The sequence below is a fragment of the Rhodococcus sp. EPR-157 genome, assembly GCF_001647195.1.
GTDB lineage: Bacteria > Actinomycetota > Actinomycetes > Mycobacteriales > Mycobacteriaceae > Rhodococcoides.
In genome coordinates this window covers 1-11,925 of sequence record NZ_LVCV01000248.1, presented here as the reverse complement: position 1 = coordinate 11,925, position 11,925 = coordinate 1, and the positions used below count along the sequence as shown (strand labels likewise).

At 64.1% G+C, this 11,925-nt stretch carries 14 protein-coding genes; 7 read left to right on the top strand and 7 right to left on the bottom strand.

The annotated features are described in order from the left end of the window. The coding region (locus A2J03_RS11195) for a methyltransferase domain-containing protein (protein ID WP_156520323.1) at positions 1 to 663 on the top strand (663 nt) is incomplete at its 5' end. Between the two features lies 1 nt (position 664). Here the strand turns inward: A2J03_RS11195 and A2J03_RS11190 are convergent. Both A2J03_RS11190 and A2J03_RS11185 read right to left on the bottom strand, forming a co-directional pair. After that, positions 665 to 1,315 (bottom strand): DedA family protein, encoded by a 651-nt coding sequence (locus A2J03_RS11190; protein ID WP_068373464.1) that lies wholly within the window; start codon positions 1,313 to 1,315, stop codon positions 665 to 667. 31 nt (positions 1,316 to 1,346) lie between these two features. Next, positions 1,347 to 2,075, bottom strand: a complete 729-nt coding sequence (locus tag A2J03_RS11185) for a VTT domain-containing protein (protein WP_156520322.1) — start codon at positions 2,073 to 2,075, stop codon at positions 1,347 to 1,349. Positions 2,076 to 2,268: 193 nt separating this feature from the next. Between A2J03_RS11185 and fbaA the strand changes: the two genes are divergently transcribed. Next, the gene (gene fbaA, locus A2J03_RS11180) at positions 2,269 to 3,309 is read left to right on the top strand and encodes a class II fructose-bisphosphate aldolase (protein ID WP_068373458.1); all 1,041 of its coding nucleotides are present in this window, start codon (positions 2,269 to 2,271) and stop codon (positions 3,307 to 3,309) included. A 93-nt stretch (positions 3,310 to 3,402) separates the two neighbouring features. Here fbaA and A2J03_RS11175 read toward each other — a convergent pair whose 3' ends face one another. After that, a complete protein-coding gene (locus tag A2J03_RS11175; RefSeq protein ID WP_068373455.1) occupies positions 3,403 to 4,335 on the bottom strand; it encodes an Rv0361 family membrane protein in 933 nt (310 codons plus the stop codon). A gap of 90 nt (positions 4,336 to 4,425) precedes the next feature. Between A2J03_RS11175 and A2J03_RS11170 the strand changes: the two genes are divergently transcribed. The 3 genes from A2J03_RS11170 (at position 4,426) to A2J03_RS11160 (ending at position 7,043) form a co-directional block, all read left to right on the top strand. Further along, positions 4,426 to 4,842: a DUF3151 domain-containing protein gene (locus tag A2J03_RS11170; protein ID WP_068373479.1), complete on the top strand. Its 417-nt coding sequence runs from the start codon at positions 4,426 to 4,428 to the stop codon at positions 4,840 to 4,842. A 94-nt stretch (positions 4,843 to 4,936) separates the two neighbouring features. Next, complete coding sequence (locus tag A2J03_RS11165; protein ID WP_197480723.1) at positions 4,937 to 6,007, top strand: FUSC family protein; 1,071 nt, start codon at positions 4,937 to 4,939, stop codon at positions 6,005 to 6,007. Between the two features lie 109 nt (positions 6,008 to 6,116). Then, a complete protein-coding gene (locus tag A2J03_RS11160; RefSeq protein ID WP_068373453.1) occupies positions 6,117 to 7,043 on the top strand; it encodes a cation diffusion facilitator family transporter in 927 nt (308 codons plus the stop codon). Between the two features lie 25 nt (positions 7,044 to 7,068). Here the strand turns inward: A2J03_RS11160 and A2J03_RS11155 are convergent, their stop codons facing one another. Beyond that, on the bottom strand, positions 7,069 to 8,061 hold the full coding sequence (locus tag A2J03_RS11155; protein WP_068373450.1) for a GGDEF domain-containing protein: 993 nt from the start codon (positions 8,059 to 8,061) through the stop codon (positions 7,069 to 7,071). 28 nt (positions 8,062 to 8,089) lie between these two features. After that, the gene (locus tag A2J03_RS11150) at positions 8,090 to 8,557 is read right to left on the bottom strand and encodes a pyridoxamine 5'-phosphate oxidase family protein (protein ID WP_068373447.1); all 468 of its coding nucleotides are present in this window, start codon (positions 8,555 to 8,557) and stop codon (positions 8,090 to 8,092) included. Between the two features lie 63 nt (positions 8,558 to 8,620). Between A2J03_RS11150 and A2J03_RS11145 the strand changes: the two genes are divergently transcribed. Beyond that, positions 8,621 to 9,562, top strand: coding sequence for a helix-turn-helix transcriptional regulator (locus A2J03_RS11145; RefSeq protein WP_068373444.1), 942 nt, complete (start codon positions 8,621 to 8,623; stop codon positions 9,560 to 9,562). Positions 9,563 to 9,573: 11 nt separating this feature from the next. Here the strand turns inward: A2J03_RS11145 and A2J03_RS11140 are convergent, their stop codons facing one another. Both A2J03_RS11140 and A2J03_RS11135 read right to left on the bottom strand, forming a co-directional pair. Then, complete coding sequence (locus A2J03_RS11140; RefSeq protein WP_197480722.1) at positions 9,574 to 10,347, bottom strand: site-2 protease family protein; 774 nt, start codon at positions 10,345 to 10,347, stop codon at positions 9,574 to 9,576. Then, the gene (locus A2J03_RS11135; RefSeq protein ID WP_068373467.1) at positions 10,344 to 11,009 is read right to left on the bottom strand and encodes a hypothetical protein; all 666 of its coding nucleotides are present in this window, start codon (positions 11,007 to 11,009) and stop codon (positions 10,344 to 10,346) included. Before A2J03_RS11135 ends, A2J03_RS11140 begins: the two co-directional genes overlap by 4 nt. Before the next feature lie 200 nt (positions 11,010 to 11,209). Between A2J03_RS11135 and A2J03_RS11130 the strand changes: the two genes are divergently transcribed. Then, positions 11,210 to 11,925, top strand: a 716-nt coding sequence (locus A2J03_RS11130) for an adenylosuccinate synthetase (protein ID WP_197480721.1), incomplete at its 3' end; no start/stop codon positions are given.

The following is an 11,925-nucleotide window of genomic DNA, read 5'->3' as shown; positions in this document are numbered from 1 at the left end:
GATCTCGGATGCGGCACGGGGGTGCACACCGCGGCACTGGCGGAGCGGTGGCCGGAGGCGAACATCGTCGGGATCGATTCCTCACCCGACATGGTCGCCAAGCAGCCGAGTCGACTACCGGCGAACGTGACGGTAGTCGAGGGTGACATCGCCGCGTTCGACGCGACCGGTGTCGATGTGGTGGTGTCCAATGCGGCCCTGCAGTGGGTGCCGCAGCACCGAGAACTGATTCGCGATTGGGCGTCCCAGTTGAATGCCGGGGGCAGCCTCGGGTGGCAGGTGCCCGGAAACTTCGACGCCCAGTCGCACGTCCTCATGCGGGGCCTCGCCGACTCCGAAGACTGGTCGCCACTCCTGAGTGGAGTTCTTCGCGGCGGGGACAGCACCGATACGGCCGAGCAGTACGCGTCGGCGCTGCTCGCTACGGGCATGACCGTCGACGCCTGGGAGACGACGTACGTGCATGTGCTGCAGGGTGAGGACCCCGTGCTCGAATGGGTACGCGGAACCGGACTCAGGCCGGTCTTGGATGTCCTCGATGACGATCAGCGGCAGCGTTTCGAGAAGCAGTACGCTCGGCTGCTTCGGGACGCGTATCCGTCGACATCCGCGGGAACGCTGTTCCCGTTCCGACGAATCTTCGTCGTCGGCCACAAGAGCTGAGCTACTCGACGACCTCTTCGACCTCGATGGTCTCGGCGGGTCTTGCCATCTCTTTGCGATATTGCCAGATGCCGAGGCCGGTGCCGGTTATCAGAAGGAGGATCATCGCGATCAGGACTGCGGGCAGTAGCCACGGCACCATCTCGAGGAAGCTCCCGAAGTAGAAGCCTGCAAGCAGGAGTACCGGTGCCCAGATGATCGCGCCGAGGGTGCTGGCGATGGTGTACCGACGGTGGTTCATCTTCGCTGCGCCCGCAACCATCGGGCAGAGCGTGCGGACCCAGGGAATCCACCGGGCCACGAGGACTGCCCAGAACCCGTGCTTTTCGAGCAGCAGGTTGACCTTGTGCAAGTTCTTGGTGTTGAGGTACTTGCCGTTCTTACGTGCGACGAGCGTAGAGCCGGTTCGATGTCCGATGACGTAGCCGACCTGGTTGCCCGCGATCGCCGCGACCATCGCGCCGGCTGACAAAGCCCACACGTGCGCTGTGCCCGACGCGTGCGTCGCCATGACGATGCCTGCGGTGATGAGCATCGAGTCGCCGGGAAGGAACAGGCCGATGATGACGGCGCATTCGATGAACACGAACGTCACCACAACGATCCACACGACGAGCGGACCGGCGGTTGCAAGGGGGCCGAACTGCCCCATCGACTCAATCACGATTGCAGAGTTCCGCGGTCTAGGAGTGGGGATCCTGCTGCGCTTCGATGGCGTCGGTCGCTTCCGCCAGTGGCGTCTTGCGTGCCTTGAGCATGCGCTTGCCGACCTCGATGACGATCGGCAGCACAGAGACGAAGACGATCAGCAGGAAGATGATGTCGACGTTGTCCCGGATGAACTGAATCTGGCCGAGCAGGTAGCCGAGCAGCGTCACACCGGCACCCCAGAGGACGCCGCCGACGACGTTGTAGGTGAGGAAGATCGAGTACTTCATCTTCGATGCGCCGGCGACGACGGGCGCGAACGTGCGCACGATCGGCACGAACCGAGCCAGAATGATCGTGATCGGGCCGTGCTTCTCGAAGAACGCGTGCGACTCGTCGATGTACTTCTTCTTGAAGAACTTCGAGTCGTTGGACTTGAACAGGGCGGCGCCGCCCTTGGTTCCGATGAAGTATCCGACCTGATCGCCGAGGATGGCGGCGATCGGAATGAGGATCACCAGCACCCAGATCGACGCGAACGGCGGGATCTCGTCGGACTTCGATGCCGCGATCAAACCAGCGGTGAACAGCAGTGAGTCACCGGGTAGCAGCGGGAACAGCAGCCCGGATTCGATGAAGACGACGAGCAGCAACCCGACCAGCACCCAGGTGCCGAACGAGTTGAGCAGATTCACCGGATCGAGAAACCCTGGCAGAAGTGCCAGGTTTGTCGTCACGGATTCCGAGGCAGCAAGAAGACTCACGGCGCCCACCCTACCGGCCGAACCTGGGACAACCTGAACAACAGCTGGTGAACTGCCACGAAGGCGGTGTCCGATTCGTCACGTTCGGGAGTGGTGGTGCCGAGGGGGAAGTGGGTGGGTACCGCGACACACAGCGCTAGGACTTGCCATACTGCACTGGACAATCGATCTCTTCACATGGAGGAATGACGCCGTGCCGATAGCAACTCCCGAGGTCTATGCCGAGATGCTCGGCCGGGCCAAGGAACACCAATTCGCATTTCCGGCAATCAACTGCGTGGGTTCCGAGTCCATCAACGCCGCGATCAAGGGCTTTGCCGACGCGGGAAGTGACGGCATCATCCAGTTCTCGACCGGTGGCGCCGAGTTCGGCTCGGGCCTGGGTATCAAGGACATGGTCACCGGCGCGGTGGCGCTGGCCGAGTTCGCGCACGTGATCGCCGCGAAGTACGACGTCACGATCGCGCTGCACACCGACCACTGCCCCAAGGACAAGCTGGATACGTACGTCCGCCCGTTGCTCGCGATTTCGCAGGAGCGCGTCGACGCCGGCCGCAACCCGCTGTTCCAGTCGCACATGTGGGACGGATCCGCAGTCCCGATCGACGAGAACCTCGAGATTGCGAAGGATCTGCTCGCCAAGGCTGCAGCTGCTCGCATCATCCTGGAAATCGAGATCGGCGTCGTCGGCGGCGAAGAAGACGGTGTCGAAGCCGAGATCAACGACAAGCTCTACACCTCCGACGAGGACTTCTTGAAGACCGTCGAGGCTCTGGGCGCGGGCGATGCAGGATCCCGCTATCTCCTCGCCGCGACGTTCGGCAACGTCCACGGCGTCTACAAGCCTGGCAACGTGAAGCTGAAGCCGTCCGTGCTAGCCGATGGGCAGCGCGTGGCTTCGGAGAAGCTCGGTCTTGCGTCCGGATCGAAGCCGTTCGACTTCGTCTTCCACGGCGGATCCGGTTCGGCGAAGAGCGAGATCGAAGAGGCTCTGAACTACGGCACCGTGAAGATGAACGTCGACACCGACACCCAGTATGCGTTCAGTCGTCCCATTGCCGGTCACTTCTTCAGCAACTACGACGGCGTGCTGAAGATCGACGGCGAGGTCGGCAACAAGAAGGCATACGACCCGCGCAGCTACCTCAAGAAGGCCGAGGCCGGCATGACGGCTCGCGTCATCGAGGCCTGCAACGATCTGAAGTCGGCCGGGCGCAGCGTTTCTGCAGGATAGCGCGTCCCGCGCAGTGGCACGGTTAAGTATGTGATGGTGCACCTAACCGTGCCACTGCGGCGGAGCCGCACTTCCGGATCGGCGGCGGAGCCGCTATTCCGGATTACAGACCTTCCAGTCCTCGCCCTCGAGTCGAAGATCGAACGTGCGCGGTGAGCGCTCGTTCGGATTCGCGGCGGTGTACGCGAGGACCTGCACGATTGCGGAGTCGCCAGTGATCTGTACGGCATCGATACCGTCGACGACCGGAATGTTCCCCTGCTCGGCGGCGATACGGTGCACCTCGGCGAACTCGGCGTCTGGGATATCGCGGTAGTACACGGCCAGGTCTCCGCACGACGACGCGCGGAGCGTCGCCAGATCGCCGGACGACAACGCTTCCGTGAACGACGTGACCTGTGTTCGGATCTGCGCGTCCGGGGAGTTGTCGGCGCGATCACCGGAGAGATAGACATACCCCGCGACGCCGACGGCTGCGAACAGCAACACGGCTGCTGCCAGCGCCGCGATCCATCTGCGGCCGCCTTTGCTGCGCGGCTTCGTCTGCTCGGGCGTCGGGCCGACTCTGAGCGGTTTCGCTTGCTGTGCAGAGCTGCGGGGCCGGGGGTCCTCGCCACGTGCTGGGATGCGACGCGGCCCGACCGGAGGCTTCGCGACGGCCCGAGGCTGGGCGCGTACCACCTTCGGCAATGCGGTTGTCTCGGCCTCAGCGGGGTCGGTCTTCTTGCGGTCGGGCTTCGTGATGTCGATGGCCTGCGTAGGCGCATCCTCTTTCGGCTCCGCTGTCGCCGGGGCGTTCGCTGTCGCCGGAAGCGATTCGGACGGAACAGGTGTGGATTCTGGGGGATCCGACTTCTCAGAGCTAAGTCTTGCCGGGGGAGTGGCGACCGGCTTCGCTTCGACCGACTCCGGGAGCTCCGGCGGTGTCGGTACCGCGGCGCCGCCCTGCTTCGGGATTGCCTCGGTGGCGGGCGCGTTAGCCCGCGGTTTCGATTCGTCCTTCTCCGACACCTTGCCTGCTCCCAACTGGCCGAGACTGCGCGAAACAACGAGCCTAATGCGCGAGGGTGGGTGGCCGACCGCAACCTGTGCGGGTGTCGGGGCACAATGGTCGTCATGACTTCTTTCGGTGACTTGCTCGGACCACAGCCGACGCTGCTTCCCGGCGACGACGAGGCGGAGTCCGCTCTGCTCAACCACGCGGATCCGGCGAAGGTGGCGGCCGACAATCCGACGGCGTCCATCGCGTGGGCTTACCTGGCCGAGGCCGCTCTGGAGAGCGGGCAGACCATTACCGCGTACGCCTATGCTCGTACCGGATATCACCGCGGGCTCGATCAGCTTCGCCGCAACGGATGGAAGGGATTCGGGCCGGTCCCGTACAGCCATGAGCCCAACCGAGGATTCCTCCGCTGCGTCGCCGTTCTCGCGAAGGCTGCGCGCGATATCGGGGAGAACGACGAGTACGCCCGCTGCCTCGACCTCCTCGAAGACAGCGACCCCAAGGCTGCGGAAGCTCTCGGCCTCGGCTGACACGCAGGCCCCGGGCAAGCGCACTCCTGAACGGCTCCGCCCCGCATCTAGACGCGGCAAAGCCCGCATCCGGGCGGGCCGAGCACGCCTGCGCCTGTCGATGCTTCCGGTCGTGCAATGTGCACTGGCCGCCGGTCTCGCCTGGTTCGTGGCGACGGACATCGTCGGTCACACGCAACCATTCTTCGCGCCGATTGCAGCGGTGGTGTCACTCGGGGTCTCCCTGGGTGCACGCTTGCGACGTTCCGCCGAGTTGGTCGCTGGGGTCACTGTCGGGATAGGCGTCGGCGATCTGATTATTTCCGCGATCGGCAGTGGCCCGTGGCAGATCGCGCTCGTGGTTGCCCTCGCGATGTCGACGGCGGTGTTCCTCGACGGCGGACCCATCATCGCGATGCAGGCTGGCTCGTCGGCCGTGCTCGTCGCGACGCTCATTCCTCCCGGCGATTCGGGCGGACTCGACCGCATGGTCGACGCCTTGACCGGTGGTCTCGTCGGGATCGCCATCGTCGCTCTCATCCCGACGCACCCGGTCTGGCGCGCGCGCAAGGACGCGGCCAAAGTCCTCGGAACCGCGTCCGAAGTCCTGCAGAAGGTCGCTGACGGTTTGGTCGCGAACGACACGAAGCCGATCGAGGATGCACTCCGGAAGGCGCGTGCGACGCAGTCCGACATCGACACGTTGCGGACGGACCTCAAGGGTGGGCGGGAGATCGCGCGCCTGTCCCCGCTGTTCTGGGGTCATCGCGATCGGCTGGCAGGGTTGGAAAAGACCGCCGATCCCATCGACAACGCGATCCGAAACATCCGAGTTCTGGCTCGCCGGTCGCTGACGCTGGTCCGCGACGACGAGATACTCGATCCGCGGGTGGTGGACGAGGTCGAGAAGTTGGCTCAGGCGACCGACGTCTTGCGACGGATGGTTCTTGCGGACCCAGGTCAGCAGCCCGACGCGGCGGAGGCTGCCAGGGTGCTGCGCGCGGTCGCGGCGGGAGCCAAGCCGGAGCTGATCTCGAACGCCGGCTTGTCCGCGACGGTGGTGGTGGCGCAGTTGCGCTCGATCATCGTCGACCTGCTCCAGGTTGCCGGTTTGAAGCGAATCTCCGCCCTTGCGACGCTACCGCCGACGGTGCAGAAGCCGGATGTGACGCCGGATCTGTTCTGACGGGTCGTATCGAGGACCGGACGGCCCACGCGATTGCACATATGCACATGTACGCATATCGTAATTCCTGGGTCGATCGAGCGGCATCGACGGACACCGAAGGGGAATCATGGGCGCGGGGCACGGGCACAGTCATGGAATGGGGGGCGCGGGCGAGACTGCAGCGCCGTCGACCAAGCGCATCCGGAACATGGTGATCGCGCTCGGCATTCTCGTCGTGTTCCTCGTTCTCGAAGCGACAGTCGCGCTGATCATCAACTCGCTCGGTCTGCTCGCCGACGCCGGGCACATGCTCACCGATGTCCTCGGAATGTCGATGGGACTCGTCGCATTGCTGCTCGCTCGCAAGGGAAGTGCGGCTGCGGCCCGAACTTTCGGTTGGCATCGCGCCGAGGTCCTGACGGCCATCGCCAACGCGGTACTTCTTCTCGGGGTCGCCGCGTTCATCATGTACGAGGCAATCGACCGAATCGGCGACGCCCCGGACATCCCGGGTCTTGCACTGATTCTCACCGCAGCGGCGGGTCTACTGGCCAATCTCGTGGTCATCATGCTCATTCGGGGCGACGCAAAGGAGAGCATCGCAGTTCGAGGCGCATACATGGAGGTCCTCGCCGACGCCGTGGGTAGCGTCGGAGTTCTCGTGGCGGGGTTCGTAATGCTCGTGTTCGGGTGGACGTGGGCGGACATCGTCGTCGGTGTATTGATCTCGCTGTGGGTCATCCCGCGGGCGATCAAGCTCGCCGGCTCGGCGCTACGGATCCTGACGCAGGCGAGCCCCGGTCACGTCGACGTCGAAGCGGTCGAAGCGGACCTCGCGGCGCTGCCCGGCGTCGTCGGGGTGCACGACCTACACGTGTGGACTCTCACCACCGGGATGGACGTTGCGACAGTGCATCTCGAATGCGACGGGTCCAGTTCGGTGCTGCTCGCGCGGGCCAAGACGGTCCTGGCGACGTACGGTCTCGACCACGCAACCGTTCAGGTCGAACCGAGCGCCCATGGCGCAACATGCAAGGACGAGCTCACCTGGTGATTCTTCTGGCGGCCGATCCGCTACCTCACGCACGATCCGTACGGCCACGTTTGGCCTGATACAGCTCGGCGTCCGCACGAGCGAGAATGTCGGAGATCGGCTCGTCGATATCTCTGGATGCCGCCACTCCGATACTCGTGTACGGCAGCGATTCGACGGTGGTCGACACGAATTCATCCACGATCTCCGTCGGGTGGCCGGGCAGGAGGGCGGCGAATTCGTCCCCGCCGATCCGCGCGACCACAGTGCCCTCGGGTGCCGCTCGTGTCCAGGTCGACGCTAGGTTCGCCAGCAATTCGTCACCTGCGCGGTGACCTTGGGAGTCGTTCACCGCCTTGAAGTTGTCGACGTCGACGATCACCACCGTTACGGGCAACTTCGACGGGTCGACGCGGCGTCCGCTCGGGCCCGTCACGGCCTCCGTGGTCGCGATCTCCCAGCCGGCGCGGTTGAGCACTCCGGTCAGTGGATCGGTGCACGAGGCCGAGATCAACGCTTTCGTGACCGAGCCGAACATCTCGGACGCTGCGAGAATTGCCACGGCAAAGACGAAGTAGGTGATTGGATACACCGGCGCCGGCGAGCGAAGCGTAGCCAGTAGAACCAGAGCAACCAGGATGCCGATCGCGATATGGGCGTCGCGACTGCGATGGAATGCGCGGATGTACATCGCCAGAAACATCGCTCCGATCAAGCAAGGGAACAGTGCTGCGGTGAGAACATGGAATGCCATCACTGAAGGTGTTGCCAGCATCGCAGCGCCCAATGCGACGTGTTGCCCGGCAATCGTTCGAGGACGAAGCCGCAACGTCACCAATCCGGCGATTCCGAGACCAACGGCGATCATCCCACCGGTGATGTCCGCCGTGACCCGGCTTCCGTGGGGAAGGACCGTCGCGGTCACGCCTGCCCCGTAGAGAACGGTGGTGACCACGAGGAATTGTCCTAGAAGTCGCGTGCGAAGCCGCGCGACACCGTGTACCGATCCCGGATTCCGAACATGATCGAACAGGCGCATGCATCCAGTCTTTCAGGACCTGTCGAATTCACCTGCTGAAGACCTTCACCGCCGCGCCGGGACGCCACAGTTCGATCTTCATGCGATCGTCGACCAGCGATGTCAGTACGACCTCGCCGATGTCGAGGTCGAAGACGTGGTAAGGCGACAGTTCGGGCGGAGCGGTGTCGAAAATCCTCTGCAGCGCTTCGGGATCCACGAGTTCGACGGCCGTCCCCGATATTTTCGCATCGCCGCCGTCCATCGAGTGATGTCCCGGATTGCTGTGCAGCGCGAACCGAGCATCACGTTGTAAGTCAACAGCTTTCAGTGCGTTCAACATCGAGCCGAGCCGTAGGGTGCCGTCGGCCGAGAATTCGACTTCGGTACCGCTGACGCGCGGTGATCCGTCGGATCGCAGCGTTGCCAGGACGTGATGCTTGTGCGCGCGAAACCGTGCGGCCACGGCCGCGGCGATGTCGGGTTCTGCGGTGTCGAATTCTCTCCAGGTAGCCATGCATTGCAGTATTACCCAGAATCACTGACACCTTCTGTCAGCAATTTCTCGTAGAATCGGCACATGCGCTCGGCTCGCTTGCTGCAGTTGATGCTGACCCTGCAACACGGGCGCTCGGCGACGGCCAGTGCGCTCGCCGAGCAGGCGGGGGTGTCGGTGCGCACGATCTACCGCGACATCTCGGCCCTCGGCGCCGCGGGTGTCCCGTTGTGGACCGAATCCGGGCCCGGCGGCGGGATCCGACTGCTCGACGGGTGGCAATCGAAGTTGAGCGGAATGACCGGCGTCGAGACCTCGGCGCTGATGCTGCTCGGCGTGCCGTCCATAGCCGCTGATCTCGGTCTGGCCGACGCGAGCGAGGCCGCCGAGAACAAGCTGCTCGGAGCTCTGCCCGAGCCTTTGCGTGCCGACGCCCGACTGTGGCGCGAGCGGCTCCACATCGATGTGCCTGCGTGGTTCCGGCAACCCGCGTCGACGCCGTATCTGCCTCTGATCAGTGCGGCGGTGTTCGCGGGACGTCGTCTGGAACTGGGCTATCGCGGGTCGACGCGGCAGGTCGATCCGCTCGGTCTCGTCGTCAAGGCGGCGATCTGGTACCTGGTTGCCTCGCGAACGGGAACGGTTCTCTCGTATCGAGTGGATCGCATCGAAGCGGCGGAAATGACGTCCGGCGCGGTCGTCCGACCCGTCGGCTTCGATCTCGCCGAATGGTGGCGCGAGGCCGCCGCATCCTTCGATCGGACCCTGCGGACCTACGAGTGCAGAGTCAGGCTCTCGCCATCGGCGCTGCGCATGTTGCCGGATGTCATCGGGCACGAGGCGACCCCCGAGAATCTCGTCCCGGACGACGATGGATGGTCGACGACGGATCTCGTGTTGGAGACCGAGCAGGTTGCGCTCGGGCAGCTCACCGCGCTCGGCGCAGGTGTCGAGGTGCTTGCGCCGACGTCGTTGCGCGACGGTATTCGGCGGGTCGCCGCCGACATGATCCGGTTCAACTCCTGACTATCTCGAACTCAGAGCCAGAACCTCATGAGGTAGTTGCCGTACTGGGCGTAGATCTCCGGGACGCCGGAGAGGCCGAACACGGTGTAGATCGCGCCGAAGAACGCAGAGTTGACCTGGGGCACGAAAAGAAACGCCACCAGGATCAGAATCCCGTACCCCTTGAAGTTTTCCAGTGCCCGGCGAGTGTCGTGGGACAGATACGGTTCGATCGCGGCATATCCGTCGAGACCCGGTACCGGCAACAGGTTCAGGATCGTGGCCATGACCTGAAGGAACGCCAGAAAGCTCAGGCCCCACCAGAATGCGGAATGTTCGCCGTCCATTCCGAACACCCGGATGACGATCAACAGGATCACCGCCACGACCAGGTTCGCAGTCGGCCCTGCCAACGCAATTCGACGCTGAACTTTCGGCTCGAACATTCCGGTGCGCAGATATACCGCGCCGCCCGGTAGTCCGATGCCACCGATGGCGATGAAGACGATCGGGAGTACGACCGACAGCAGCGGGTGGCTGTACTTAAGCGGATTGAGAGTCAGGTAGCCGCGAAGTTCGACCTCTCGGTCACCTGCTCGGTAGGCGGTGTAGGCGTGGCCGAATTCGTGCAAGCACACCGTCACAATCCACCCGGCGAGAACGAGCACGAACACCCCGACGCGGGCGGCAATCGATGCGGGGGACTGGGCAGTCCACGCGAGCACGCCACCTACGGCGGCGATAGCGGAGACCGCGACGAAGATCGGACTCGGCCTGACGGGGTTGCGCCGAACCGGAATGCTCACCGGACCAACAACCACTCCCGGTCGTGCCGGTAGAACGTCGAACGCTTGACCTCGCGATCACCGGGGACTCCGTCGCGGGTGAGATGGGCGGCGATGGCACCCAGTTGCATTGCTCGTCCAGACGTCCAACGCCGCCCGAAGAGACGCCGTCGCCCCGTCACACGGGCCTTGAGCCCAGGCATCTCGGGAGTCGGGATCACTTCGACGCCGGAGACCGCACCGGAAAAAAGCTGGGTGTCGTCGACGTACGCTTCGCCTTCGAGGTCCGTACCCGCTGGTCCGTGTACGACCGCGCGCCCGACGACCGCCTTGCCGGCGTCGTCGCGGATGAGGGGCACGGGGCTGGCAGTTCCTGTCATCGCTACTTTGGCCGCACGCGAGCCGGTGCCGAGGCGGTATATGTGTCCGGCCGACGTCGCGGACTCGGGCACGAATGCAATCTCGAAGTGCAGACGTTCGGTTCGCATCAGTCGAGTCAGGACTGCGGCGAGGGAGGCGTCGTTTCCCAACACGATCACTCGGGGGTCAGCGGTGGTGCCGACCACGGAGAAGAGCGAGTCGCACTCCTCGTCGGTCGGAACCGGCGACGCAGAGGTGAGGGGAACGTCCGTCAGCGAAATCGGCAGCGGAGGATTTCCGCAGTGCAGGACAAACGGTGTCACAGCGCTCCCTTTGTCACAGTGCTCCAATATCAGCTGGTGTGCGGTGTCGTAACCCTTCGCGCACGAGCTGTCTTGCTCGAGACCACCGTAGCGCCATGACGGGTGCCACACCCTCTCGGCTAGACTTACGTCCCGGCCTGCCCCGATACCTGGCAGCAACCTGCTTACGTCACTACACAGAAGAGACACCAGGAGAGCACATGCCGGCGATAGTCCTGATCGGCGCCCAATGGGGCGACGAGGGCAAAGGCAAAGCGACCGATCTGTTCGGCGAACAACTTCAGTGGGTTGTCCGCTATCAGGGCGGCAACAACGCAGGCCACACGGTGGTGCTCCCCAACGGTGACAAGTTCGCTCTGCACCTGATCCCGTCGGGCATTCTGACGCCGGGAGTGAAGAACATCATCGGCAACGGCGTCGTCGTCGACCCCGGCGTTCTGCTGACCGAACTGGCCGGGCTCGAGGAGCGCAATGTCGACACCTCAGGGCTGCTGCTCAGCGCCGATGCGCACCTGATCATGCCGTACCACGTAGCCATCGACAAGGTCACCGAGCGTTTCCTCGGAGCCAAGAAGATCGGCACCACGGGCCGCGGAATCGGGCCGTGCTATCAGGACAAGTTCGCCCGTGTCGGCGTTCGTGCGGCCGACGTTCTGGACGAGAAGATCCTGACTCAGAAGGTCGAAGCGGCGCTCGAGTTCAAGAACCAGGTGCTCTCGAAGATCTACAACCGTCGGGCCCTGGATTCGCAGCAGGTCGTCGACGAGGTTCTCGGCCAGGCCGAGCATTTCAAGCATCGCATCGCGGACACCCGGCTCGAGCTCAACTTGGCACTGGAGCGCGGCGAGACGGTCCTGTTGGAAGGTTCGCAGGGAACGTTGCTCGACGTCGACCACGGCACGTATCCGTACGTGAC

What these genes read in the sequence shown, in the direction of transcription:
- A2J03_RS11190 (WP_068373464.1), bottom strand. Translation starts at nt 1,315, where the DNA reads ATGGGGCAGTTCGGCCCCCTTGCAACCGCCGGTCCGCTCGTCGTGTGG.
- A2J03_RS11170 (WP_068373479.1), top strand. Translation starts at nt 4,426, where the DNA reads ATGACTTCTTTCGGTGACTTGCTCGGACCACAGCCGACGCTGCTTCCC.
- A2J03_RS11160 (WP_068373453.1), top strand. Translation starts at nt 6,117, where the DNA reads ATGGGCGCGGGGCACGGGCACAGTCATGGAATGGGGGGCGCGGGCGAG.
- A2J03_RS11155 (WP_068373450.1), bottom strand. Translation starts at nt 8,061, where the DNA reads ATGCGCCTGTTCGATCATGTTCGGAATCCGGGATCGGTACACGGTGTC.
- A2J03_RS11150 (WP_068373447.1), bottom strand. Translation starts at nt 8,557, where the DNA reads ATGGCTACCTGGAGAGAATTCGACACCGCAGAACCCGACATCGCCGCG.
- A2J03_RS11145 (WP_068373444.1), top strand. Translation starts at nt 8,621, where the DNA reads ATGCGCTCGGCTCGCTTGCTGCAGTTGATGCTGACCCTGCAACACGGG.